Raw genomic sequence first — 24,221 nt, 5'->3', positions numbered from 1 at the left:
TGGCTGGGTTTTCGATCGCGTAACAGCCAGGCTTTCAGTCCCACGGACTGCCGCTTTCGATCTGGTAAAGGAGATCGACGCCGGTGCCGGTACCCTGTTCGGCCTCCAGCGAAAGATGGCGGTTTATTTCATAGCGCAACTTCACCGTATTGGCGGCCGCATCGACCAGACCGGCGCCATAGCTGATGTAGAGATTCGGCGCCAGGTACTTGCCGACGGTGAGTTTGGCGTCGACCTCGCCGCTGCTGGTGGTGCCGGTGTCGACGCTCAGCGTATCGATGCCGAAAGTATCGGCAATGGTCTGTTGCAGTGATTCGGTGCGTTTCAGTCCGAGGTTGGCCGCGGCGTTCAATAACGCGTTACCGTCACCGGATCCGGCACCACTTAACGGCCGGCCGGTCACGATATACGAGAGTATGTCCGCCTCCGGCATGGACGGCGTCGAGAACAGTTGCGTCTGCGGTTGCTGGGCCGTACCGGACACCGCGATACCGGCGGTGACATTGTCGACCTTGCGTACCGCGCGTATGTTCAGGGCCGGGTTGTCGATGGGCTGGTTGGTGAAGATGATCTCGCCGGTCTGGATGGTCAGATCCTGGCCGTACGCCGCGTAGGCACCATCAACCAGGCGCAGTTCGCCGCTGGCTGTCGCCGGTTTGCCCGGCGTCTGGTTTACATCCAGGGCGCCGGTCAGCCGGCTTTCGAAGCCCTTGCCCTCGATGCGTATCCGTTCGCCGAGTTCGACGCGCACGCGCGCATCTATATCGATGCCGGCGTCCGGCACACCGTCCGCGTCGCTGACGATGACCTCGTCGCTGGAGACGGGAATGCTCCCCGGTGCGCCGAATGGCTGTATCAGCGCTTCCGGTATCAGCACCTGGCCGCGCACTTTCAGGAGATTGTCGCGAAACTCGATCTGCAAATCCGGTGAGGCCAGCGCGGTTATATCGGGCAGGTTCAAAAGTCTGAACTCCTCACCCTGGATCGTGAGGCCCGGTACCACGATGGCGCCCGCCTGCATCGCTACCTGGCCGTTGATGTCGAGCTGGCCGGGACCGCTTTGTGCGCGGCCTTCCAGGCTGAGTCCCTGTTCCGGCTGGCCGCGAACATCGAGTTCCAGCGTGCTTAACGTGATGCCCAGCTCCGGCACACCGAAATCGCTCGCTCTCAGGCTCAGGTTACCGTCCAGTGCCGGACTGCCGATGTTACCGCTGACCGTGAAGTCGGCCTGGAGGCCGGCCTGTTTGGCGACAAAGCGCGGGTACAGCGCCAGCAGCGGCTTGAGGTTGTCGACATTCGCATTGAGATCGCCGGACAATGTGGTTTCATCGATGCGGTCGAATCGCAGCGCGCCGGTCTGCAGCCGGCCGGACAGTTTGCCGGGCGCCGGTTTGTCGAAACGGCCGTCCAGCGTTAGTGTCAGTCCGTCATCGCCGTTGCCTTCAAGTTCGGTGTGCAGCTGGCTGATGTGCATCTCGGTTTCCGCGTCGGTTGTCACGCGGATATCATCCAGGTGGATGTGGCCGCGGGCATCATGGAGCTGGTCGGCGTTGCCGCTGACCTGCAGCGACACGGCCAGGTCAGCCTTGACCGGCGGCACTTTTTCCAGCTCGACATTGTCACTTGCCGTATCGATACGGTAGTTGTTCAGGTCGAGCTGTCCTGACCAGTCAGCGCCCGCCTGCCAGTTGCCGGCCAGGCACAGTGCGGCAGGCTGCTGGCGCCAGCAGTGTTCCGGCAGATCGACATGCTCGCGGCTGACGTTCAATCGTAAGGGGGGATCGAGTTGCCAGCGACCGGCGATGGTGTCGTTGTATGTGCCCTCGTCGAGGGCCAGCGCCCAGCGTTGTTCGTTCCAGCCGCCGCTGCCGGCGATGGTCAGCTGGCGCTCGGGCATTTGTACATCCAGTGCCAGCGTGTGTTCGCGCAACTGGCCGTCGCTGGTCAGGGTAAGCTGTTCGATGAGCTGGTCATCGCGTTGCAGTTCGCGCGCGTTCAGCGACAGTGCGAAGCGATTACTGCCGGTGTTTACATCCGCCTCGGCGTCGAGTTCGACAACGCTCAGCCAGGGTGTCTGCACCTGCCGCGCACGGATCGTCGCCGTGACGGCCGGGGCGAGGTAGTCTCCGGAAACCTCGCCCTGCGCCCGCAATTCACCGCCGGCGTCGGGCAGCAGCTGGGCCAGGTCCGGTGAATTCAACTCGAAGTCGACTTCGCTGTCGCGGCCCAGACGGCCGTCGGCACGCAATGTCGAGTCGGCGACCTGGAGCTGCAACGCCTTGATGTGGTAGCGGTCCGCTTCGATCACGGCAGCGCCACTGGCGGTTAGTGGATAGCCGCGCAGCTGGCCGTCGATTTGCAGGTCTTCCAGTTCGGCCTGCCAGTCACCGCCCGCCGGCTGTTGAAAGTGGACGCGGCTGCCGCCGTTCAGTCGACCGGACCAGTCCGGCCAGTGTCTGCCCGGGTCGATGGCGTCGAGTCGGACGTCGGCGCTTGCATCCAGTGTGCCGTCCGCCCAGCCGGCACGGCCCTGAACGTTGACCCGGCCGTCGAGCAGGCCCAGCGTCAGCGCTTCAATATCAATGTGAGACTGGTCGCCGCTGGCGCGCAGTTGCCAGTCGGTGGCCGGTACTTGCGCGCCCGCCAGCCGGCCGCTGCTGGTCAGGCGATAGTTTTCCAGGTCGCCCTGCAGGTTGAAAGTGCCCTGCGGCGAGCGCAGTGCCGCCTTCTCGTCACTGCCGGGAATGACAATGTCCTGCCAGTCGCCGTCGAGCCGAAATGTCGGCACCTCCTGCCAGTTCACGTCGCCTGTCGCCTGCAGGCGTCCCTGTGCCAGCTGGCCGTGCAGCTTGTCGATCGTCAGCGACTGGCCGTCGCCATGGGCATCCAGTTGCCAGCTGGAGGCGATCGGTTGCGGGCTGTCCGCGCTCAGCTGCAGGCGATAGTCATCGAGCCCGCCGCTGACACTGAGGCGGCCGCTGGCCGGCTGCGGTTGTGCCAGCGACCAGTCGCCGCTGACATCGACCGCGGGTTGGTCGCCGTAATGGACGTCGCCGGCAAGCGTCAGGGCTAGGTCGCGCGTCGGGTTGTCGACCTGCAGTTTGTCCAGGGTGATCGACGGCTCGTCCGGATCAAGCCGTAGTGCCGTGTCCAGGTTCAGGGTTTCGTTGATCGCGCCCTGCAGTTCGCCGTCGAGTCGGGCGTTGATGCGTTCGGCGCTGCCGTCAGCCTCAAGGCGGGCCGTCAGGCTTGTCGCCGAGTCCAGCCACGGCGACAGATCGGCGTCGCGGGTCGCCAGCGTTGCCTGCCAGCTGGGCGCATCCAGCAGGTTACGCGCCGTCAGGCTGGCTTCAACTTGTTCCGGTTCGGTCAGGGTCAGCCCGGCGATGACTTCAGCGGCATCGCCCTGGCTGTCGATGCGCCCGGCGATGACCGGCTGGTCGGGCAGCTGCAGCTCAAATTCGGCCTGCAGGGTGTGGGACCATGGCGGGTTGATCGCGGCCTGGCCGCTGGCGTTGAGTTTAACTGCGATGTCGTCAATTTCGCCCTGCAGGCTGAAGTGCTCGATGAACAGCGTATCGTTGACACTATGGGCGCGCAGCTGGATGTCATGCAGGATCTGGCTGTCGATTTGCAGGCGCGCCACATCCAGTTGTCGTAATCGTACGGTCAGCGGCAGTTCGATGGCACCGCCGGTGTCAGCGTCCGTTTCCGTCGGTGGCAGGGTGATCGCGATGCTGTCGGCGGCAAGTCGGTCGATGTCCAGATTCGCCTCAATCAACGCTGCCGGTCGCCAGGCGAACTCGAAGTTCACAAGATGCACGTCCAGTTCACCGGCACGGTAGCGCAGTTCGCCGAACCGGAAGCGGTCGAGCAAGCGGCCGTCGATCGCCTGCACGTCCAGTTCACCGGGGGCGAACTGCTGGGCGAGGCCGACCGCCGTGCGCAGACCGCCGGTCGTCGCGGTGAGCAGGCCCGCGGCGATGACCAGCAGCAGAAGCAGTGTGGCGAGGCCGAGCAGAAATGCTTTCAGGACTTTCACAGATCCGCCCCCAGGGAAATATGCAGTCGCAGTGGCGTGTCTTCCGCGGTCACGCCTGCAGCGACGTCCACCTTGATGAGGCCCACCGGCGACAGCCAGCGCAGGCCGACGCCGGCGCCGACCTCAAGTGGATCGGAGAAACTGCTCATCGCGTTACCGAAGTCGACAAAGGTGGCGACACCGTAGTCCTTGTAGACGAACTGTTCGTATTCGATGCTGCCAACGAACAGATAGCGGCCGCCGACGACTTCGCCGTCATCATTTTCCGGGCCCAGGGTCTGATAGCCGAAGCCGCGAATGCTGTTGTCACCACCGGCGAAATAGCGCAGCGACGCGGGCAGCTTGCTGAAGTCGGTGACCTCGGTGGCGCCCAGCTTGACGCGTACCAGCAGGCGATTGCGCCAGCCCAGCGCGCGTACGTATTTGCCGGAAACCGTCGCCTGGATAAACGAGGTGTCGGACAGCAACGGCTCGGCGGCACCTTTCAGGTCCAGGCTCAGGCGGCCGCCGCGCCGGGCATATATGGGATCATCGCTCCAGCTTCGCCACCAGCTGGCGCCGGGGATGAACAGCTTGGTGGTATCGCTGTCATTGGCGACCTCGAAGTCCTCCACCAGGTAGGAGGCCGACAGCGTTTCGTTCCAGCCCCAGCGGCTGGTGTTCTGGAACAGGGTGGCCTGGCCACTGCGGCTTTTCGAGGTATCCGTGTCTTCATTGGTAAGTGAGCCGCGCACGCCGACGTCGGCGTCGCGATCACGGAAATAGGGCATTAAATACGTGCCGCTGAGCGTGCTTGTCACCGGCGACAGCCGCAGTTCCGAATCGAAACGGTGACCGCGCTCGTTCAGGTAGCGTGCCTCCCAGCCGAGTCGCAGCCGTGGGCCGGTGTCGGTGGCAAATCCGACGCCAGCGGTGTACCGGTTCGGTTTGCGGGGTTCGAGCTCGACGTCGACCGGAACTTCTAGATCGTCACCGGCGGTTTCATCCGGACGCACATTGACCGAGCTGAACATGTCGCTGTCGATCAGTCGTTCACGCAGTTTGAGCGGATCGCGGCTGTCGTAGGGATCGCCCTCGGCAAACGGCAGGTAATTGCGCAGGAAATCCGGTGCCAGCGGTGTCTCGCTGAAGCTGACCGGGCCGTAACGGTAACGCGGACCGGTATCGAATTCGAGAACAATATCGGCGCGCCGGGCCTTGGGGTCGACCCGCATTTCGCGGCGCTTGAAAGTCGCGTCGAAATAGCCGCGTTCACGCGCCCGTCGCTCTATACGGTTGCGGTAATTATCGTAGGTCTGATGTTCGAGTCGGGCACCCTGGCGAAACGGGTGGTCCGCGCGCAGCTCGTCGAAGGTTTCGGTGTCCGCGCCTTCACCGCTAAAGCGGATGTCGACCTGGCCGATGGTCACCGGCTTACCCGGCTCGATTGTATATTCGGCCAGCCAGCCGTCTTCCGTCTGTGTCAGATTCGTCTCGATGTCGGGCGAATAGTAGCCGAAAACCTTGAGCGCCTTACGGATCTCGTCGCTGGCTCGACTATGCAGAAACCGGATGCGTGTCGCGGTCAGGTCGCGTTCCCTTTCGCGGTGCAGGCTAACGCTGGCTTTGACATTTTCGAGGATGGCATTACTGACACCGCTGAAGCGGACTTCGACGGCGGTGGGTGCAGACGTATCGTCGTCTTCCGCGGCGGCCGCTGTCAGAACGGTCAGCAACAGGCAGGTGGTGAGCAGAATTCGGTTTAGCATCAACTGGGTTTTGTACGGGCGATAGCCTGACTGTCGCGGACGATCTGCGGTCCGGTATTAAATACCCACGTATGGTAACCCGTATAGCCGTGCCGGATAACCAGCCCGGCAAATTTTTATACCGTTTGCATGAGTTTATTGCGCTAATCGCGTTGATCCTGGGCGGCGCTGCAGCCGCTAGTCCCCAATAATGGCTGTAATTCTGCGCGCCCGGCGGCTGTCCTGAAGGTAAGGGCATTAAGCTGAGCCTGGCGGACCGGTTACGGGCGGTTTTGACCATGATTTGTCCGTATGCGGGCAACTAAATTTACGCCCAATTGTCTGACGGCGCAGCCTGTCGGCTATGGGCCCGTGTCCGGTTTTCGCCGGGCGTGGTGGGTACACGAGCGCAACAGTCGGCTGACAGGTTGGCTGTGTCGGGTGCACGCGTGCTTGCCTTGCCGGAAGCAAACGTGGAATTATCGGGCGTTAGCATCACAGCCTTGGCCGCCTGTGTGGGCGGGGGCACGGCCCGCTGGAGACGGCGTGTCGCGTGCTGCGAGGCCCGGCCTCGCGCCGGGCTGACCGGCTGATCAGTGCCAGAAGCGTCGGTAATTCTGACCACTGTGACCGATATCGCAGGATTGCCCGGCTCCCGCTGCATCGCCACACTGCTGACTGTCGTGTTGTAAGATATAATTGCCGGGATTTCGGATCATGCCGTGGCGTCGGTATCGCTTGAGCATCTTCAGCCCGTTTTCAATCCACAATACATTACAAGCAGGTTCAGGCATGTTTTATAACAGGACTCTTCGTTTCGGCCTCATGGCTGCCCTGGTTCTGGGGCTGTCGCTGTCGGTTGCGAACCTCCAGGCTGATACCAACATCCAGCAGATCTACAGCTGGAAGGAAAATGTCAGGGTTTATCCGTCCGGATTACAGTTCAAGGCGAAGCTGGACAGCGGCGCCAAGACGTCATCACTGCATGCGATCGAGATCGAGGAATTCGAGCGTGATGGTGAGGAGTGGGTTCGCTTTGTTACAGAAAACCATAATGAAGAGAGGGAAACGATAGAGCGGCGGCTGGAACGTAACGTCAAAATCAAAGAGCATGGAGGTGGCGTTCAACGCCGGCCTGTCGTGAAAATGGGTATATGTCTGGGCCGCTTGTACAAGGAAGTCGAGGTTAATCTTGTCGATCGCTCCAATTTTATTACGGGCATGCTGGTCGGACGTACGTTCATGGAAGATGATGTTCTTATCGATCCTTCCACGACTTATGGTCATATACCGGATTGCGATCGTAAATCCATTGACGACTGAGTGTAATGAGTAAGGCACCACTGCTCTGGCTGGCAGGGATACTCGCGTTCATTGGCGCGGCATTCTTCTGTTATAAATGGATCTACATGGGCTATCCCGTGATTCCGGGAACCACAGCTGATTTATGGCAGATCGAAGTCAAGGTGAATTTCGATGCCCGGGACCGCGGTATCAAGGCATCATTGTTTGTACCGAACAATTCGAGCAATTTTGCCATTCTTGACGAGAATTTCGTTTCGCGCGGCTATGGCCTGACAACCCAGCGCGAGAACGGCAACCGTCGCGCTGTCTGGTCGATTCGTACCGCCAGTGGTTCACAGACGCTGTATTACCGCGCCACGGTCGAGCGGTTTACCGCAAGCGAAGCCGAAAATGTCCTGCGTGAGCCGCCGGAGACGCGTGACCACGGTTTTGAAGGCGCCGAGTTCGAGGTGGCCAAGGATATCCTGCAGTCGGCGCAACAGAAGTCCGCCGATCTGGATACGCTCGTTGCCCAGCTGGTGCGGCTCGCCAACAATCCTGATGACGAAAACATGAGCCTACTGCTGGATGGCAACGAGTCTCTGGAAGCCCGGATTAATATCATTACCCGCCTATTGGCACTCAGTTATGTGCCAGCCCGCGTAATACATGGTATTGAACTGACCGATCAGCGTCGCCAGACGGATATCTCACCCTGGCTGCAGGTTTTTGAAAAGGACCGTTGGCGGGCTTTCGATCCGCAGACCGGCCAGGCTGGTTTGCCCGACAATTTTCTTGTCTTCTGGCAGGGCCGTCAGCCGCTGATCGAGGTTAATGGCGGAGATAACGCCAAAGCCGATATTACGACGCTGAAACTGGAGCGTGAGGCTGTAGAGGCGGCGACCGCGCGAACGGGTTTTATGAGTCCGGTATTGCAGGGTATGTCGTTGCAAAGCCTGCCGCTATCGACCCAGCAGGTCTATGAGATCCTGTTAATGGTGCCGCTGGGTGCATTCCTGCTGGTGATCATGCGCAATTTCATCGGCCTCAAGACTTTCGGCACGTTCATGCCGGTGCTTATCGCCTTGTCCTTTCGCGAAACCCAGCTTATTTGGGGCATTATACTGTTTACTGTAGTTGTCGGGAGCGGCCTGATGATGCGCTTTGCACTGGAACGTCTGAAGCTCTTGATGGTGCCAAGACTGGCCGCAGTATTGACCATTGTTATCCTTTTGATGATGGCCATCAGTATTCTGACCAATCATTTTGGCATTGAGAGTGGTCTGTCCATTGCCCTGTTTCCCATGGTTATCATCACCATGACGATCGAGCGCATGTCGATTGTCTGGGATGAGCGCGGCGCCGGTGAGGCCATCAATCAGGCGCTGGGCAGTTTAGTGAGTGCGGCACTCGCGTTTATGCTCATGAGTAACAGTTACCTGGAGCACCTGTTCACGGTTTTCCCGGAACTGTTGCTGGTATTACTCGCACTGTTGCTGTTGATGGGACGTTATACCGGCTACCGTTTGCTGGAGCTGCGGCGTTTCAAGGTCCTGGCTGAGCCAACCCGACCAAGTACGCCAGACTCCGTATGATATTTGCCACGCCCAGACAGCTGCGTGAAGCCGGTGTTCTCGGTATCAATGAGCGTAACTGCAACTACACCCTGATGCACAATTCGCGCAGTCTATATCCGCTTGTTGACGACAAGCTGCAGACCAAGAAGATCATGCTTGAAGCCGGTCTGCGCGTGCCCGAACTTTATGGTGTGGTTGAAATCGAGCACCAGATTTCCGAATTGAACAGTTACCTGTCGCATTACCGCGATTTTGTCATCAAACCTGCACAGGGTACCGGTGGTGACGGTATTATCGTCATTACCGGCCGGGTCGGCGATCGCTATCGCAAGGCCAGCGGCAAACTCATGACCAGTCAGGAAATGGGTCATCAGGTCTCGAATATTCTCAGCGGGCTCTACAGTCTCGGTGGCCACAATGACAAGGCCATTATCGAATACCGGGTCAAATTTGATCCGGTGTTCGATCCGATCAGTTTTCAGGGTGTACCGGACGTGCGCATCATTATCTTCATGGGCGTGCCGGTCATGGCGATGATGCGATTACCCACGAGTGCTTCAGATGGCAAGGCCAACCTGCACCAGGGCGCCATTGGTGCCGGGGTTGACCTGGCTACGGGTATAACCATGACAGCGGTGTTCAAGAATGATGTCATCGATCGCCATCCCGATACCAATGCGCCGATAACCGACGTGCAGGTGCCGCATTGGCAGGAGCTTATGGATATTGCCGCGCGCTGCTACGAGCTGACCGGTCTGGGGTATTTCGGCGTCGACATGGTGCTCGACAAGAATCTTGGCCCAATGGTACTGGAAATGAATGCCCGCCCGGGACTGAATATACAGATAGCGAACCGCATGGGACTGTCGCATCGGCTGGAACTGATCAGGACGCACGCCGCCGAGCTGAAAACGGTAGGTGAACGGCTGGAATTTGCGCGCACGTCTATTGCGCCGCTGGATTAAGTCGTCTTGCCGTATGGAGATGGCTGGGATGGCTGGCAGAGGTTATTGTTCCTGAAGGAGATTTCGGGAGATCTGCAGATTGTGTCAGAAAAAGCCTGTCATAAGCGGCGAAAATCTCGATGCCCGGGCCGCTGACACAAATCGGCACAGGGCTTATTGTGCGCTTGGTCTGAATATCAGGCCTTCTCCTCTATTAAGTCCCCGGTCCTTGCGACCGGGGCATTCACATCCGATAGGACCTGGACACGCTTGAGCTAGCGTGGCATGTCATGAGGCCGGTGGTTGCTGCCCGTCAGATCTTCGCCCAGCTCGCGCAGCAGTCGGTTGGTGAGTTTCTGTTCGGCCAGTTGCTGCCTGATGCCTCGGCTGACAGCATGGACCGCATAGAGAAGCAGCCCGGACAGGCCGGCAATCAGGCTTAATAAAATCCAGATAATCGTGGCGGTTGCCGTGGTCATTGTCTCCTCCTCCCCCGAGCCAGACCAGTTAAGAATAGGTTAGTGAAAGACCTGTGGCCATACCCTGAATAGGTGATTTTTCTACCTGGCAGTCGTCGAGGCGCATTTGCGATGTAACCGCGGTTTCGTTTTGCTATTGAATTGGCGGATCCTGGCGGACGAGTGGACAAAAGCCACCTGCGGCTGGCTTTGTTCAGAATTGCGTCATATTGGCTGGAAAGGAGGATGACTCGGACCTTTCAGGTCCTCGCCCTGCGGGCCAGCGTCACTGCGCGCCGCTGTTTCGAATCGCTGGCGCGAACCGGGTTATTGAAGTGGAGGTTCGAATCCTGCTCGTACAAATTAAAAAACCCGCCACAAGGGCGGGTTCTTTAATTTGGCTGGGGGAGGAGGATTCGAACCTCCACTGACGGAGTCAGAGTCCGTTGTCCTACCATTAGACGATCCCCCAATGGCGATCCGGCAGCATTGCCGCCGGTGCGAACGATTAGCGCTTGCTGTACTGCGGACGCTTGCGGGCCTTGTGGAGACCGATCTTCTTGCGTTCGACTTCGCGATCGTCGCGGGTGACATAACCGGCGGCACGCAACGGCGGGCGCAGGTTCTCGTCGTATTCAATCAATGCCCGGCTGATACCATGACGAATGGCGCCGGCTTGGCCGGAAATGCCGCCACCGCGTACGTTGATCTGGATATCGAACCTGTCGTTCAGGTCCGTGGCTTCCAGCGGCTGGCGCACCAGCATGCGGCCGGTTTCACGACCGAAGTATTCTTCCAGCGGACGCTTGTTGATCGTGATCTGGCCGCTGCCCGGACGCAGGATGACGCGTGCGGCCGAGTTCTTGCGGCGACCGGTGCTGTAAAACTGTTCGCTCATGTTCAGATTTCCAGTTGTTTGGGCTGCTGGGCGGTATGCTTGTGCTCGGCGTTCGCGTAAACCTTCAGTTTGCGGAACATGTCGCGGCCCAGTGGACCCCGCGGCAGCATGCCCTTGACGGCCTGCTCGATGATGCGTTCCGGCTTGTGGTTGACCAGTTTGTCGAAACTGATCGAACGAATACCACCCGGCCAGCCGGTATGACGATAGTACATCTTGTCGGTCGACTTGCGGCCGGTCACGTTGACCGCGCCGGCGTTGATCACGACGATATAATCGCCCGTGTCGACATTCGGCGTGTATTCCGGCTTGTGCTTGCCGCGCAGTCGCTTGGCGATTTCGCTGGCGAGACGACCGAGATTTTTACCGGCGGCGTCAACGACATACCAGTCGCGACGGACCTCGGCGGGTTGGGCATTAAAGGTTTTCATTGCTATTCAAAAGGTTATCGGAGCGCTAAAGGGCGGAAATATTAAGGCTTCCGGATGGTCCCTGTCAATACAAAAACCACCCTTCAAATAGCCCGGCAGAGCGGTATGATAACAACTGCAGCCTGCATTTTTGCCCGGAATTGCCCATGACCCAGCTCAGACGCCAATTCAGTCCTACTGACAACTTGATCCGCCGCTTCGACGGCTGGCTGCGGCGGCTGCAGCCGGCCGCTGCCGTCACCCGGCCCAATCCTGCCGCCGACACTGTGGACAGTGCGCTGGCGCCCGCTGAACGTCGCCACTCGGCGGCACTGATGCGGGTCAATCACAGTGGTGAGGTCTGTGCCCAGGCGCTGTATTGCGGTCAGGCATTGACCGCCCGGCAGGTGCCGCTACGCCGGCACCTGTTGGCCGCCGCCGCCGAGGAGGCCGACCACCTGGCGTGGTGCGCGCAGCGGCTGCAGGAACTCGACGATCGTACCAGTTACCTCAACCCGCTCTGGTATGCCGGTTCTCTGGCTATTGGTTCGCTGGCGGGACTGAGCGGCGATCGCTGGAGCCTCGGCTTTGTCGCTGAAACCGAGCGCCAGGTCGAACAGCACCTCGAGGGTCACCGGCAGCGATTACCGGCCGGTGACCGCCGTTCGCGCGCAATCGTCGAGCAGATGCAGGCCGATGAGGTGCGCCATGGTCGCGACGCCCTGAACGCCGGCGGGCGGGTCCTGCCCGGGCCGGTGCGGCTGGCCATGCGCGCCAGTGCCCGGGTCATGACCACCACCTCTTACTGGCTGTAAACGCCAAAACGCCGCGATGAACACGGCGCTACTTGAAAACCGTCGCCGTACCCCTATATAGCCGGTAAGCCAACCGAGCGCGTTAGGAGGTGCAAAATGGCGATCATGCATTACGAGCCGTGGAGTCTGCTGCGGCAAATCCAGAGTGAACTGAACAATAACCTCAATCAATTCGACAGTTCGGGCGTCGAAAACGCCGACAATTCCAACGTCGTGACCAGTCACTGGCGGCCGGCGGTCGATATCCGCGAGGAGAAGGATCGTTTCGTCATCGTCGCGGATCTGCCCGGTGTCGATCCCAAGGATATCGAGGTGACCATGGAAAACGGCGTACTGGCCCTGCGCGGTGAGCGCAAGTTTGAAAAGGATGTCAGCGGTGACAACTACAAGCGGGTCGAACGTGCCTACGGTACGTTTTATCGCCGCTTCTCGTTGCCGGACAGCGCCGATCCCGACAGGATCGAGGCACAGGGCCGCAACGGCGTACTCGAAATTGTCTTGCCGAAACAGGAAAAGGTGCAGCCGCGTCGCATCGACGTGAAATCCTGACAGGCTGTTGCTGAACAGCAGACTGGTCATGCCGGTCTGCTGTTCATTTTGCAAATACCTGCGACTGAACTTTAGCGGCCGATGCCCTCACTAAAGCCGTGGCAGCCGGTCAACAACGGATTATGGTTGTCCCCCGGAGGCCTGGAACAACCCTACTGACACCATTCCCATGATGAGGTGGAGAACGATCCATGATGTCGATAGCCCGTGAATATTCCCGCTATTTCCTGCTGTTTGGTCTGGTCATAGGTGCGCTTCTGACCGTGGCGGTGCAGGCGGCTCTGCCACAGAAAGGCGAGGCCAATGGCGTGCCGTCGCTGGCGCCCATGCTCGAGGAAGTCACGCCGGCGGTGGTGAACATTTCCACCGAGGGCACGGTGCAGATGCGCCAGAATCCGCTGTTCAACGATCCGTTCTTCCGCCGTTTCTTCGACTTTCCGGAGATGCCGCGCGAGCGCAAGACGCAGAGCCTCGGCTCGGGCGTCATTGTCGATGCCGAGCGCGGCCTGGTGCTGACCAACAACCATGTCATAGCCAATGCCGACACGATCAACGTCACCCTGCGCGATGGCCGCGAATTCAGCGCCGAACTGATCGGCACGGACCCGGCGACCGATGTGGCCCTGATTAAGATACCGGCGGAGGATCTTACCGCCCTTGAGCCGGCCGATTCCGAGGATCTGCGTGTCGGCGACTACGTCGTGGCGATCGGCAACCCGTTCGGTCTCGGTCAGACGGTGACCTCTGGCATCGTCAGCGCACTGGCGCGCAGCGGGCTGAGCATTCTCGGCTATGAGGATTTCATTCAGACCGACGCCTCGATCAATCCGGGCAATTCCGGCGGTGCGCTGGTTAATCTGCGTGGTGAGCTGGTCGGGATTAACACTGCCATCTTTTCGCAAAGCGGCGGTAACATCGGCATCGGTTTTGCCATTCCCATCAACCTGGCGATGACTATCAGCGAACAGCTGTTGGAGCATGGCGAGGTCAAGCGCGGCAGCATCGGGGTGCAGATCCAGGATCTCAATCCCGAGCTGGCGGAAGCCTTCGGCCTGAGCAAAAAGCATGAAGGCGGTGCCGTGATTGTGCAGGTGTTCGATGGATCGCCGGCCGCCGAGGCCGGTCTGCAGGCGGGCGACATCGTCCAGCGCCTGAACAATGCACCGGTCACCAGCACCTCCGATCTGCGCAATCGCATCGGCTTGCTGCGTGCCGGCGAAACGGTCAGCCTGACCGTACTGCGCGATGGCGAGGAAAAGACCTACAAGGTCGAGATTTCGGACGAACAGGCAGTCGCCGGTCAGCCGGCGGCGCGTAACGAAAAACTGCAGGGCGTGACCCTGGACGAGATCGGTCCCGACCATCCCATGCACGGCAAGCTGCAGGGTGTGGTCGTGGCCGATATCGAACGCGGCGTACGTGCCTGGCAGGCGGGGTTGCGCGCGGGCGATGTGATCACTTCCGTCAACCGGCGTGCCGTACGCAGCATGCAGGAATTCCTGCAGCTCGTGGATAATCTCGAGGGCGCGCTGCTGTTGCGGGTGGTTCGTGGTAACAGTGCCGCCTTCATTGTCATCAAGTAAATCATGACGCCGATGATGCCGGTGCCGTCTCGGTACCGGCGACGACGCCGGCATCGTCCAGCGGCGTGACACCACTCAGGCCGGTTGCGCGGATAGCGTCGCTGACCACGTCGATCACGCGCGTGCGCGGGTAGGTCTTGCGATAGGCGATTGCCACGTCGCGATAGGGGCAGGGTTCGGCAAACGGCCGGAATTCCAGCAGGCCTTGCAGGTCGCTGCCCTTGGTGGCCGAGGTGCAGGGCAGTACCGTCACGCCGGCGCCGGAACCGACCATGTGACGGATGGTTTCGATGGAACTGCTTTCCAGGGTTTTCTGGATGCTGCTGTCGCTGTTGTAGTTGCCGACACAGCCAGGGCAGACGTTGACGACCTGTTCGCGAAAACAGTTGCCGGCGGCCAGCAGGAGCAGGGTTTCCTCCGACAGGTCCTGTGCCTGGATGCGTTTTTTCCGCGCCAGGTTGTGCTTGCTGGGCAGAGCGACGACGAACGGTTCGCGGTACATGGGCCGGGTGACCAGGCCCGAGACATTGAACGGCAGCGAGATGATGATGACGTCAAGCTCGCCGGCGCGCAGCTTTTCGGTCAGCTGTTCGGTGAAGTGTTCCTCGATCAGCAGCTTCAGTTCCGGCGCCTGTTCATGCAGCAGCGGGATCAGTTTCGGCAACAGGTACGGACCGATCGTGTAGATCACGCCGAGACGCAGCTGGCCCTTGAGATCGTCGCGGCCCTCCTGGGCGAGATGGCGGATGGTTTCCGATTCCTCCAGCACCACGCGGGCCTGTTCAACCACCCGCTGGCCCACGGGCGTGATGCTGACGTCATGCTGGCGTCGTTCGAACAGCTTGATGCCCAGCTCTTCTTCCAGTTTCTTGATGGCGACGCTGAGGGTTGGCTGACTGACATGGCAGGCCTCGGCGGCACGGCCGAAGTGCAGTTCGCGGGCTACGGCAACGATGTAACGCAGTTCAGTCAGTGTCATCAAACATCATCCATTGGCCGGGCGCGGGCGTATATCCGGAAATACGCTGGCGGCCAGCAGTTGATTCGCGGGCAACGGGAGGTTTTCCCGGGAACGATGGCTGCCCGCCAGCAGTCTATAGTGTATTGATAGAGGGTATAAAATCATGCGCCAACTAGCGAACATTTTCCTCGGCGGCTGCATTCTCGCGCTCACCGGCTGCGCCGGAAACATTCCACGCGAGATTCAGACTGCACCCATAGAGGATCCCGGCGTCCGTGAAGTGCGCGACAACATCGATCACTATACCGGCCGCAGCGTGCGCTGGGGCGGCGAAATCGCGGCGGTGGAAAACCGTGAAAATGAAACCTGGATCGAGGTGGTGAGCAAACCACTCGGCAGCTACGGCGAGCCGCGTGACGAGGATGATTCCGGTGGCCGTTTCCTGGCCCGGATCGAGGGCTTTGTCGATCCGCAAATCTATGCCGAGGGGCGCGAGCTGACGGTGGTCGGTGAGGTGGAAAGCCGCATTGTCCGCAGCATCGGCGAGCATCCCTACACCTATCCGCTGATTCGGGCGACCAGTCATTACCTGTGGCCCGAATACGCCCGGCGTGAGCGTGACGATTACCACCTGCGCTACCACTACGGCCACCCGTTCTATCACGGCTACGGTTTCGGTTACCGGCGCTATTATCCCTACTACTGGTAGCGCCGGCGCGCGCGATTATTGGCGAGTCACCGGTAAATGCCGGCGGACAGCCTATTTCGCCATTACGATTGGCTCGTCCGGCCAGCTGTCCGCAAGGGGGTCCATGGTGCCGGTCAGCAAAGCGTCCAGCAGGCGCAGATCCACGTAGCTGGCACCATGGCTGTTGCCAGCCTGGACCTCGAAGGCGTCATCGGGTGCGCCGAGCTGATCGAGCACCAGCGAGGCGCCGCTGAAATCGTGGTGGCGGGTGAAGCGGTGCGTGGTAATTACGGTTTTCAGGCCGGCGGCCCGGGCGGCCCGGTTGCCGCTGGCCGTGTCCTCGATGACAATGCACTCGTCCGGCGCCAGCCCGAGCTCCGCCAGCGTGAACTGGTAAACCGCCGGCGAGGGTTTCTTGTCGACAACCGTATCGCTGGTGACTACGGTTTCGAAGTAATCCCTGAGTGGCCGATCGAGTGCATGTAATAGCAGGGTCTCGACGTTGAATGTCGATGAGCTTGTCGCCAGGGCGATATGCAGGCCGGCTTGCCGCGCCTCCTGTAGCAGGCGCAACACACCCGGGCGCAGACCGATGTGGCCGTTGACGAGTTTGTCGCGGTAGATGGCTGACTTGTGTGTATGCAGCTTGAGCGCCAGTTCACGCAGCGTAACGTTGTCGGGGCGCGGTAACAGGTGCGCCTCGGCATAGGCGCGTATGCGCTCGCGGCCACCGGAGGTGGTCAACAGTTCGGTGTATTCCTCGGGACTCCAGTGCCAGTTGATGCCATGCTCGGCGAAGGCCTCGTTGAAAGCCTGACGGTGAAATTCCTCGGTATCGGCGAGGGTGCCATCGACATCGAAAATGATGGCCTGAAGCGTTGTGGTCGCGTTACTCAAGGGACCGCTGCAAGGTGGCAAATTGACAGGAAAAACTGTTATTCATTGATGTTCCGAAAAAAATTATTTTGATGCATTGCAATATTAGGACAATTTCTGCAGCCAGTCCAATGCCTATGACACATTAATGTCACTTAATTTGCGACTGTACGCCCCAGTGTTGGTTCCTTACAACAGACCTGCCGGCCGCGATCCACGGGCCGGAAACCAGTATCATGGGCCCGATGCCGGTCGTTGTGGTCGGTTGCTATTCAGAATACGCAGGATTCAGGCGGGTGGTTGCGCCATGATGGAAGCAGAGCAGATTCAGCCCGATGTCGACGCCGACTTTCGGCGCATGGTCGCGGGCGACGATGCCGGCATCAACCTGGCCGAGGCGGCACTGCTGGTGGCGCGCGGCGAATACCCGCACCTCGACGTCGACTACTATCTCCATGTACTGGATGACATGGCGGCGGCCGTCGCCCAGCAACTGCCCGATGCCGGCAGCACGCCGCAGATCCTGGGCCAGATCAACCATTATCTGTTCAGCCAGCAGGGTTATAGCGGCAACCTGCACCATTTTCTCGATCCACGGAACAGTTTTCTCAACGACGTCATCGAGCGCCGGCTAGGCATACCGATCACACTGTCATTGCTGTACATGGAAGTGGGTCGACGCCTGGGCCTGATGATTGAGGGCATTTCTTTCCCCGGCCATTTTCTGATCAAGCTGGCGGGCGCTGACGGCGACATCGTACTGGATCCCTTCGCCGGCGGGGTGTCGCTGGATGAATCCGACCTGCGCCGACGGCTGCAGCACGTCAATTCGTCCAGCAGTAACGGCTTGTCCGACAGTCTGCCGGAACTGCTCCAGCCGGCCGGCAACAGGGCTATCCTGGCGCGCCTGCTGCGTAACCTGAAGTCGATCTACAGTAATGCCGGCGATCGCCTGCGTCTGCTGCGAGTGCTCAATTACCTGTTGGCGGTAACGCCTGACGACGTGCGCGAACTGCGCGAACGCGGCGAACTTTACGAGCAATTGCAGTGCCATCGCGCGGCCCTGGATGATTTCGAACGCGTCTGCCTGCTGGCCCGGCAACCGCAGGAAAGCGAGCAGATGGCCAGCCGCTGCGCGGCGCTGCGCCGGCGCACCGAACTGCTGCATTGAAACCGAAATCATGACCGAATCAGCGGACAAGCAACGGTCGCTTCCCCGCAAGGGCCGCGGTGCAGCCAGCAAGCCGGACGCGCGCTATCTGGGCGATACGCGCGAGGCATTTGATGACGGCTGGTACCAGGACACGGAAATCGCCCCGCTGCGCACCACGGTGACGGTCGAGCACAGCAAGACCGTGCTCAGCCGTAACAACTCGCCCGACATCCCGTTCGAACAGTCGGTCAATGCCTACCGCGGCTGCGAGCATGGCTGCATTTACTGTTACGCGCGCCCGACGCACGCTTACATGGACCTGTCGCCGGGGCTGGATTTTGAAAGCCGGCTGTTCGTCAAGCCGGACGCGCCGGAGTTGCTGCGCCAGGCGCTGGCGAAACCGGGCTACGTTTGCAAACCAATCGCGCTCGGCACCAATACCGATCCCTACCAGCCGATCGAACGCGAGTGGCGCGTGACCCGCGGCATTCTCGAACTGCTCAATGACTGCCGCCATCCCATGACGCTGGTCACCAAGTCATGCCTGGTTGAACGCGACATCGATCTGCTCGCCGCCATGAGCGAGCGCCGCCAGATCGAAGTGTTTGTGTCGGTGACCACACTGGACCACGGTCTGGCGCGCTCCCTGGAACCGCGCGCCACGGCGCCGCAGCGACGCATCGAATGTCTGCGCCGGTTACACGAAGCCGGCGTGACCACCGGTGTCATGTTCGCGCCGGTGATTCCGGCCATCAACGACGCCGAACTCGAGGCGGTACTGGAAGCCGCTACAGCGGCCGGCGCCAGCCACGCCGGCTACGTCATGCTGCGTCTGCCGCATGAGGTGAAAGACCTGTTTCGCGAGTGGCTGGATAATCACTATCCGGATCGCGCCCGTCATGTCATGAGCCTGATCAATGATATCCGCGACGGCCGTGATAACGATGCGAACTTCGGCAGCCGCATGCGTGGCCAGGGTGTCTTCGCCGAGCTTGTCCGTCAGCGCTTCCGCAAGACCTGCAAACGGCTGGGGCTGAACCAGCCGACGCGCGAACTCGATACCAGCCTGTTCATACCACCGCCGGCCGACCGTGACCAGATGACGCTGTTCTGAAAGCGCTTTATTCTGTCGCGCTTCCGAATAAAACTGAACAAAAACACCAACCATCGATGACACCACTCGAACAGTATCAGTGCGAACGTCAGGCCGGTCGTCTGCAGCCGGACCCGGAGCAGGAACAGGTCATGCAGCAGTTGCAGGCGCTGTACGATGAGCTGCTTGCATTCGAACAGCGCCGGACAGGGTTGTGGGCACGACTGAAACAGGCGCTTGGTGCGGAATCACCGGCCGCACCGCGGGGACTTTATATCTGGGGTAGCGTCGGTCGTGGCAAGACCCTGATGGTCGATATGTTTTTTCATAACCTGCCGTTCGACGACAAGCTGCGCATGCACTTTCATCGCTTCATGCAGATGATTCACCAGCGGCTGCGTGAGTTGCCCGATACCAGTGATCCGCTACCCATCATTGCCGAGCAGCTGAGCCGGCAGGCCCGCGTGATCTGTTTCGACGAGTTTCATGTCGGCGATATCACCGATGCCATGCTGCTGGCGGGCCTGTTTCGTGCCCTGTTCGAGCGCGGCGTCGTGCTGGTGGCCACGTCCAATACCGAACCGCAGTATCTCTACTGGGATGGACTGCAGCGCGAGCGTTTCCTGCCGGCGATCGAATTGATCGAACAGCATACCCGCGTCGTGCCTATCGGCGGCAAGACCGATCATCGTTTGCAGTTTCTCGATAATGCCGAAATCTATCACTGCCCACTGGATGACGAGGCACAGCGCTGCCTATACAACAATTTCATCAACCTGGCACCGGAACCGGGTAGTGAGGGCGGGACGATTGAAATCGAGGGCCGCGCGATCGAAACCGTGCGTGAGGCCGATGGCGTGGTCTGGTTCGAGTTTGACGCGTTGTGCGATGGTCCGCGCAGTGCCGCCGACTATATCGAGATCGCGCGTACCTATCAGGCCGTTTTGCTGGCTAATGTGCCGCGGCTGGATGCCGATAAGGAAGACCGGGCAAAGCGTTTGATCAATCTCGTCGATGAACTTTATGACCGGCGGGTCAAATTGATCATCTCCGCCGAATGCGCGCCGGACGGTCTTTACTGTGGCAACCGCCACGCGGCCGATTTTCAGCGCACGATCAGTCGGCTGCAGGAAATGCGCAGCCATGCTTACCTGGCCGGCTCGCACAGGCCCTGAATCCATGCGCTATGTGCTTCGCAGCATTTTATTGGCTGACAATAAGTTAGCGTATTTATTTGACACTATTATTTAAATTGACTATATGTTATTAAAGCCGCAATATATCTGTAACTTATTGATAAAAAAGAGGTCATAATAACCAGCGCCCGAACAGGGGGCGTGATGGTTTTTTTCAAGTTAAATCAAACAGATGCATACAACAAAAACAACCGGCAGTTTGCAGAGTCTTGAAGCACGTATCGCCCAGGTTCTGGAACACCGTTACGGTGATGGCCTGGTTTACCTGCCGAAGGAATGGCCCGGACAACTGCTGTCACTGGCCCAACAGTTCGGTTTCATCGATGCGGAAGGCTACCTGACGCGCAAGGGGCGCGCATTGCTGGCCCGCTACTACTTCGCCTGACAGCGCTGTATTTCCGCCCCGGCGTATTCCGCCAGCGGGAGCGCCTGCTCACCACCAACCATAGCGATGCGCTCTGGCCGGTTCCGTTGTCCAGCCGGCTAAAGTTCGAGTCGTGCTTTCGAGCGATAATGTCACACGGGATGATCGACGTGGTTGATCTGTGTACATTGCCCGCCTCAGCCATAGTACGGAAATCTTCGCACTTTGAATGAAGCCCGCCCAACAACCCCGACCACGGGCTTGGCCTATGCCGCGGCGCGTGACTGGTTACCGCTGTGCGGTCTTGATCACTGTCCGACCCTGCGCCATGCCTGGCGGCATTCGCGGCTAACCTATGAACGTGTCGATGCAGCACTGAACGATTTCGACCCGGCCGGCGAAGTGGTGACGTTGGCGGCGGCCGGGTCGCTCGGGCGCATGGAAGCACTGCCGCATTCCGATTGCGATCTGATCGTGATCATCGATGACAATCTGGAAGGGCAGGCTGATGCTGCGCGCCGGATAATGGAAGCAGTATGGGCACGTCTCGAGTCCCTGGATTTGAAGCTGCCGAAGTCCTGGGGCATTTTTGTCGAACCGACAAGTATGGCAGCGCTGACGCGTCCGGACGCCCTCGGCAATCTGAATGATTCACGCGCGCTGTTCGGCAAGCGTCTGCAATGCCTGCTGGACAGTCAGCCCCTGTTCAGACCACAGCAGTTCCGGCAGCTACAGCACCGCCTGCTCGACTGGTACGCCACAGCCTTTCTGCACGAGCATGCGGACAAGACCTGGACCTATCTGCTCAACGATCTGGTTCGCTATTACCGTTCCTATGCCGCCTGGCAGCAGTTTGAACTCAAAATCGAACATGACGACAGCTGGTATATTCGCAACGCCAAGCTGCGTACCAGCCGGTTAACCATGTATGCCGGGCTGTTGTTGCTGATCGGCGAATGCAGTCGCCAGACGCCATCCGGTAAGGTTGACTGGCTACTGGACAAACTCTCCCTGACACCACTGGAGCGGATCGCCTGGGTCATGCAGCAATACCCGGGATATGAAGATGAGCTTGAGCATCTGTTCGAAAGCTACGAGGTGTTCCTGGCGGCGATGAACGATGAATCCGTGCGCACGGCGCTGATCGAGCGCGCGCCACGCGATCGGGCCGATCTGCCGCCGGAAAAAATTCCCGAGTACCAGCCGATCCATGACGGTTCCGCCGAGATCATGGATATACTCACACGCTTTATCCTGGCGCGCGGCAACGACTGGAGTCGGCGGTTCCTGCGCTACATGCTGTTTTGACGGGAACGCAAGGAATACGCATATTCGCCGGCAGCAATTGTTCTGCCGGCTAGCAAATCAGCTTTAGTCGTCAGCAATGTTGTCAGAGGCGGTGCTGTTTACCGGTAACGAGACGCTGACATACAGGCCGCCCAGTTCGGATTCGCTGAATTCCAGCTGGCCATTATAGTGATCGACAATATCCCGGGCGATCGCCAGGCCCAGCCCATGGCCATCGGTTTGTTCATCAATGCGTTGACCACGCTGATCCAGCATGGCGCGTGAATCCGGCGGGCAACCAGGACCGTCATCCGCCACTGTCAGCTGCATCGACGGGTTAGCGGTAACGGTGACCTCGATTCTGCTGCGTGCCCATTTGCAGGCGTTATCGACGAGATTGCCGATCAACTCCAGCATGTCTTCGCGTTCTGCCGCCCAGCTGCCCTCGTAGTTCTGATGCAGAACTATTTTTACACCGCGTTCTGCATAGATCTGCTCAAGCATGGCGGTCAGGGGCGGGAGATCCGTATCCGGGTTGAAGCGGGCGCCACTGCTGTTGTTGCCGGCCAGGCGGGCACGATTGAGCTCGCGCTCAAGACGCTGATGCATGGCATCGGTCTGTTCAAGGATTTGTTTGCGCAGTGCCGGCTGGTCGTCCAGCCGATCGGAATGACCGACCTGTCGCAGGACACTCAGTGGCGTTTTCAATGCATGCGCAAGATTACCGACCATGCGACGGGAGCGCTCGACGCGCTGGTTCAACAGCATGAGCAAGCGGTTTACCTCGCGCACGAGCGGCAGGATTTCGCTTGGCGCACTCTCACGCACCGCCCGGATTTCGCCACGCGCCAGCTTCTTCATGTCGTGCTGGATACCGTGCAGGGGCGCAAGTGTCTGCCGCATAAGCAAATACTGGAATGCCAGCAGCATTAACAGGAGGATGCCGGAGAATATCAGGTAGCGGGTCTGGAAGTCGGCGATCTCGGCCTGCAACGCGGATATATCCTCAGCAACGCTGATGGAGATGGCGTGGTCCTGTTTGCGGAAGCCCTCGCTCAGCACCAGCAGCTCCTGATTCAGCGGTCCGGCCAGACGCTGCTGGCGACGCTGGCCCATGGTAATGGCCTCAACGTTCAGATCCTGATCCCAGAGCGTTGCCGAACGCAGTATCTGATCGCCGATCTCTATATGGTAGTAATGGCCTGAAAACGGCTTGTCATCGAAGTAGGTCTGCTGTTTAAGTTCAATCAAGGCCTGACCGTCTTGATCGAATGTGATCGCACTGAGCAGCATGTCAACGTCACCCTGAAGTCGTGAAGTGACATAGTTTTCCGTAATCTCGCGAAACGTGAAGCTGACCAGCCACCACTGCAGCAGGACAATAGCGATCAGGCTGACAAGCAGGCCCAAACCGAGCGTTTTTTTCAGTGAGCGCACGCGTTATCGGTCGTTGTTGTTTGAGTCCTGTACAAAAACGTAACCCTGGCCGCGGCGAGTTTGAATGACACCATCACCCAGTTTATTGCGTAAGCGTCGGATATAGACTTCTATGGTGTTACTGTCGCTTTCATGCTCACCGTCATAGATATGTTCCGCCAGGCGAGATTTCGATAATACCCGGCCCGGATGTGACATCAAGTAGTACAGCAGGCGGTATTCCATGCCGGTCAGGCTGAAGGTTTGCCCCGTATTATTCGAGATGGATTGGCTCTCCGGTTCTAGGGTCAGACCAGCGACGCTCAGGCTGGGCTGGGCTTGGCCATGACGGCGCCGCAATACGGCCTGGATACGCGCGAGTAATTCTTCGGTATGAAATGGTTTGCCGAGATAATCATCGGCGCCGGCCTTGAAACCATCGACTTTCTCGTGCCAGGCATCACGGGCTGTGAGTATTACGACCGGAACATCGTTTTGCTGTTCGCGCCAGGTCCGTAGGACCTCCATGCCGGACAGGCGCGGCAGGCCCAGGTCTAGTATCACCACATCGTAGGGTTCGGTACTGCCGAGAAATTCACCATCCGCGCCGTTATTGGCGATATCTACGGCGAAACCGGCACTACGCAACGAATTCCTGAGTTCAGTCTGGAGATCTTGATCGTCTTCGATCAACAGTAAACGCATCGCTCAAGTATCCCAAATCGTGACCATACGGGCCGCGGCTTTTCTAGGAAAAAACCGGAACTGCCATGTTCTCGATGGCGGCGGGTGTTTTTGTATTCGGAACTAGGGCCTGTTGATCTTTCACATGGGCAGCCAGATTATCGCGCAGGCCAACGCAATCATACTGGCATAGTTTCGCTGCAGTTTGTCATAGCG

At 59.5% G+C, this 24,221-nt stretch carries 21 protein-coding genes and 1 tRNA gene; 12 read left to right on the top strand and 10 right to left on the bottom strand.

Translation table 11 applies throughout. The features are described from left to right. Nucleotides 1-34 precede the first annotated feature (34 nt). A complete protein-coding gene (locus J2T55_RS08075) occupies nt 35-4,042 on the bottom strand; it encodes a translocation/assembly module TamB domain-containing protein (protein ID WP_259055484.1) in 4,008 nt (1,335 codons plus the stop codon). Next, nucleotides 4,039-5,790: an autotransporter assembly complex protein TamA gene (locus J2T55_RS08070; RefSeq protein ID WP_259055481.1), complete on the bottom strand. Its 1,752-nt coding sequence runs from the start codon at nt 5,788-5,790 to the stop codon at nt 4,039-4,041. The genes J2T55_RS08075 and J2T55_RS08070 overlap by 4 nt, the downstream gene beginning before the upstream one ends. Nucleotides 5,791-6,507: 717 nt before the next feature. Between J2T55_RS08070 and J2T55_RS08065 the strand changes: the two genes are divergently transcribed. The 3 genes from J2T55_RS08065 to J2T55_RS08055 are packed head-to-tail and all read left to right on the top strand — an operon-like array spanning nt 6,508 to nt 9,595. Then, entirely contained in the window at nt 6,508-7,092 is a 585-nt protein-coding gene (locus J2T55_RS08065) for an ATP-dependent zinc protease family protein (protein ID WP_259055479.1), read from the top strand. A gap of 5 nt (nt 7,093-7,097) precedes the next feature. Next, nucleotides 7,098-8,648 carry an inactive transglutaminase family protein gene (locus J2T55_RS08060; protein WP_259055477.1) on the top strand — a complete coding sequence of 517 codons (1,551 nt, stop codon included), beginning with the start codon at nt 7,098-7,100 and terminating at the stop codon, nt 8,646-8,648. Continuing rightward, a complete protein-coding gene (locus J2T55_RS08055; protein WP_259055475.1) occupies nt 8,645-9,595 on the top strand; it encodes an alpha-L-glutamate ligase-like protein in 951 nt (316 codons plus the stop codon). Before J2T55_RS08060 ends, J2T55_RS08055 begins: the two co-directional genes overlap by 4 nt. 254 nt (nt 9,596-9,849) lie before the next feature. Here the strand turns inward: J2T55_RS08055 and J2T55_RS08050 are convergent, their stop codons facing one another. The 4 genes from J2T55_RS08050 to rplM form a co-directional block, all read right to left on the bottom strand. Next, nucleotides 9,850-10,053: a hypothetical protein gene (locus tag J2T55_RS08050; RefSeq protein ID WP_259055472.1), complete on the bottom strand. Its 204-nt coding sequence runs from the start codon at nt 10,051-10,053 to the stop codon at nt 9,850-9,852. 377 nt (nt 10,054-10,430) lie between these two features. Further along, nucleotides 10,431-10,504, bottom strand: a tRNA-Gln gene (locus J2T55_RS08045). 36 nt (nt 10,505-10,540) lie between these two features. After that, nucleotides 10,541-10,930 (bottom strand): 30S ribosomal protein S9, encoded by a 390-nt coding sequence (gene rpsI, locus J2T55_RS08040; protein ID WP_259055471.1) that lies wholly within the window; start codon nt 10,928-10,930, stop codon nt 10,541-10,543. Between the two features lie 2 nt (nt 10,931-10,932). Further along, nucleotides 10,933-11,361 (bottom strand): 50S ribosomal protein L13, encoded by a 429-nt coding sequence (gene rplM, locus J2T55_RS08035; RefSeq protein WP_259055470.1) that lies wholly within the window; start codon nt 11,359-11,361, stop codon nt 10,933-10,935. A gap of 146 nt (nt 11,362-11,507) precedes the next feature. Between rplM and coq7 the strand changes: the two genes are divergently transcribed. The 3 genes from coq7 (at nt 11,508) to J2T55_RS08020 (ending at nt 14,287) form a co-directional block, all read left to right on the top strand. Further along, complete coding sequence (gene coq7 / locus J2T55_RS08030; protein ID WP_259055468.1) at nt 11,508-12,155, top strand: 2-polyprenyl-3-methyl-6-methoxy-1,4-benzoquinone monooxygenase; 648 nt, start codon at nt 11,508-11,510, stop codon at nt 12,153-12,155. Nucleotides 12,156-12,251: 96 nt separating this feature from the next. Next, nucleotides 12,252-12,704 (top strand): Hsp20/alpha crystallin family protein, encoded by a 453-nt coding sequence (locus J2T55_RS08025; protein WP_259055466.1) that lies wholly within the window; start codon nt 12,252-12,254, stop codon nt 12,702-12,704. A gap of 191 nt (nt 12,705-12,895) precedes the next feature. Further along, nucleotides 12,896-14,287, top strand: coding sequence for a DegQ family serine endoprotease (locus J2T55_RS08020; RefSeq protein ID WP_259055465.1), 1,392 nt, complete (start codon nt 12,896-12,898; stop codon nt 14,285-14,287). 1 nt (nt 14,288) lies between these two features. Here J2T55_RS08020 and J2T55_RS08015 read toward each other — a convergent pair whose 3' ends face one another. Continuing rightward, complete coding sequence (locus J2T55_RS08015; RefSeq protein ID WP_259055462.1) at nt 14,289-15,266, bottom strand: hydrogen peroxide-inducible genes activator; 978 nt, start codon at nt 15,264-15,266, stop codon at nt 14,289-14,291. A gap of 145 nt (nt 15,267-15,411) precedes the next feature. Between J2T55_RS08015 and J2T55_RS08010 the strand changes: the two genes are divergently transcribed. After that, complete coding sequence (locus tag J2T55_RS08010; protein WP_259055461.1) at nt 15,412-15,957, top strand: Slp family lipoprotein; 546 nt, start codon at nt 15,412-15,414, stop codon at nt 15,955-15,957. A gap of 51 nt (nt 15,958-16,008) precedes the next feature. Here the strand turns inward: J2T55_RS08010 and J2T55_RS08005 are convergent, their stop codons facing one another. Beyond that, nucleotides 16,009-16,833: an HAD-IA family hydrolase gene (locus J2T55_RS08005; RefSeq protein ID WP_259055459.1), complete on the bottom strand. Its 825-nt coding sequence runs from the start codon at nt 16,831-16,833 to the stop codon at nt 16,009-16,011. A 286-nt stretch (nt 16,834-17,119) separates the two neighbouring features. Here J2T55_RS08005 and J2T55_RS08000 point away from each other — a divergent pair, with 286 nt between their 5' ends. From J2T55_RS08000 to J2T55_RS07980, 5 genes are all read left to right on the top strand, one after another. Further along, nucleotides 17,120-17,983 carry a SirB1 family protein gene (locus J2T55_RS08000; protein ID WP_259055455.1) on the top strand — a complete coding sequence of 288 codons (864 nt, stop codon included), beginning with the start codon at nt 17,120-17,122 and terminating at the stop codon, nt 17,981-17,983. Nucleotides 17,984-17,993: 10 nt separating this feature from the next. Then, nucleotides 17,994-19,079: a PA0069 family radical SAM protein gene (locus J2T55_RS07995; protein ID WP_259055453.1), complete on the top strand. Its 1,086-nt coding sequence runs from the start codon at nt 17,994-17,996 to the stop codon at nt 19,077-19,079. A gap of 56 nt (nt 19,080-19,135) precedes the next feature. Further along, a complete protein-coding gene (zapE, locus tag J2T55_RS07990; protein ID WP_259055451.1) occupies nt 19,136-20,233 on the top strand; it encodes a cell division protein ZapE in 1,098 nt (365 codons plus the stop codon). A gap of 193 nt (nt 20,234-20,426) precedes the next feature. Then, nucleotides 20,427-20,639: a hypothetical protein gene (locus tag J2T55_RS07985; protein ID WP_259055449.1), complete on the top strand. Its 213-nt coding sequence runs from the start codon at nt 20,427-20,429 to the stop codon at nt 20,637-20,639. Nucleotides 20,640-20,843: 204 nt separating this feature from the next. Beyond that, nucleotides 20,844-21,926: a DUF294 nucleotidyltransferase-like domain-containing protein gene (locus J2T55_RS07980; protein WP_259055447.1), complete on the top strand. Its 1,083-nt coding sequence runs from the start codon at nt 20,844-20,846 to the stop codon at nt 21,924-21,926. A 63-nt stretch (nt 21,927-21,989) separates the two neighbouring features. Here J2T55_RS07980 and J2T55_RS07975 read toward each other — a convergent pair whose 3' ends face one another. Together J2T55_RS07975 and J2T55_RS07970 are read right to left on the bottom strand one after the other, a co-directional pair. Next, nucleotides 21,990-23,342 (bottom strand): ATP-binding protein, encoded by a 1,353-nt coding sequence (locus J2T55_RS07975; protein ID WP_259055445.1) that lies wholly within the window; start codon nt 23,340-23,342, stop codon nt 21,990-21,992. A gap of 3 nt (nt 23,343-23,345) precedes the next feature. Further along, nucleotides 23,346-24,026 carry a response regulator transcription factor gene (locus J2T55_RS07970; protein WP_259055441.1) on the bottom strand — a complete coding sequence of 227 codons (681 nt, stop codon included), beginning with the start codon at nt 24,024-24,026 and terminating at the stop codon, nt 23,346-23,348. Nucleotides 24,027-24,221 lie beyond the last annotated feature (195 nt).

The sequence above is a fragment of the Methylohalomonas lacus genome (genome assembly GCF_024808875.1).
GTDB lineage: Bacteria > Pseudomonadota > Gammaproteobacteria > Methylohalomonadales > Methylohalomonadaceae > Methylohalomonas > Methylohalomonas lacus.
Note: the sequence above shows the minus strand (reverse complement) of the source record. Positions and strands in the feature narration are given on the sequence as shown.

What these genes read in the sequence shown, in the direction of transcription:
- J2T55_RS08000 (WP_259055455.1), top strand. Translation starts at nt 17,120, where the DNA reads ATGATGGAAGCAGAGCAGATTCAGCCCGATGTCGACGCCGACTTTCGG.
- zapE (WP_259055451.1), top strand. Translation starts at nt 19,136, where the DNA reads ATGACACCACTCGAACAGTATCAGTGCGAACGTCAGGCCGGTCGTCTG.
- J2T55_RS08025 (WP_259055466.1), top strand. Translation starts at nt 12,252, where the DNA reads ATGGCGATCATGCATTACGAGCCGTGGAGTCTGCTGCGGCAAATCCAG.
- J2T55_RS08070 (WP_259055481.1), bottom strand. Translation starts at nt 5,790, where the DNA reads ATGCTAAACCGAATTCTGCTCACCACCTGCCTGTTGCTGACCGTTCTG.
- coq7 (WP_259055468.1), top strand. Translation starts at nt 11,508, where the DNA reads ATGACCCAGCTCAGACGCCAATTCAGTCCTACTGACAACTTGATCCGC.
- J2T55_RS08050 (WP_259055472.1), bottom strand. Translation starts at nt 10,053, where the DNA reads ATGACCACGGCAACCGCCACGATTATCTGGATTTTATTAAGCCTGATT.
- rplM (WP_259055470.1), bottom strand. Translation starts at nt 11,361, where the DNA reads ATGAAAACCTTTAATGCCCAACCCGCCGAGGTCCGTCGCGACTGGTAT.
- J2T55_RS08055 (WP_259055475.1), top strand. Translation starts at nt 8,645, where the DNA reads ATGATATTTGCCACGCCCAGACAGCTGCGTGAAGCCGGTGTTCTCGGT.
- J2T55_RS07995 (WP_259055453.1), top strand. Translation starts at nt 17,994, where the DNA reads ATGACCGAATCAGCGGACAAGCAACGGTCGCTTCCCCGCAAGGGCCGC.
- rpsI (WP_259055471.1), bottom strand. Translation starts at nt 10,930, where the DNA reads ATGAGCGAACAGTTTTACAGCACCGGTCGCCGCAAGAACTCGGCCGCA.
- J2T55_RS07970 (WP_259055441.1), bottom strand. Translation starts at nt 24,026, where the DNA reads ATGCGTTTACTGTTGATCGAAGACGATCAAGATCTCCAGACTGAACTC.
- J2T55_RS08060 (WP_259055477.1), top strand. Translation starts at nt 7,098, where the DNA reads ATGAGTAAGGCACCACTGCTCTGGCTGGCAGGGATACTCGCGTTCATT.
- J2T55_RS08015 (WP_259055462.1), bottom strand. Translation starts at nt 15,266, where the DNA reads ATGACACTGACTGAACTGCGTTACATCGTTGCCGTAGCCCGCGAACTG.
- J2T55_RS08010 (WP_259055461.1), top strand. Translation starts at nt 15,412, where the DNA reads ATGCGCCAACTAGCGAACATTTTCCTCGGCGGCTGCATTCTCGCGCTC.
- J2T55_RS08020 (WP_259055465.1), top strand. Translation starts at nt 12,896, where the DNA reads ATGATGTCGATAGCCCGTGAATATTCCCGCTATTTCCTGCTGTTTGGT.
- J2T55_RS07985 (WP_259055449.1), top strand. Translation starts at nt 20,427, where the DNA reads ATGCATACAACAAAAACAACCGGCAGTTTGCAGAGTCTTGAAGCACGT.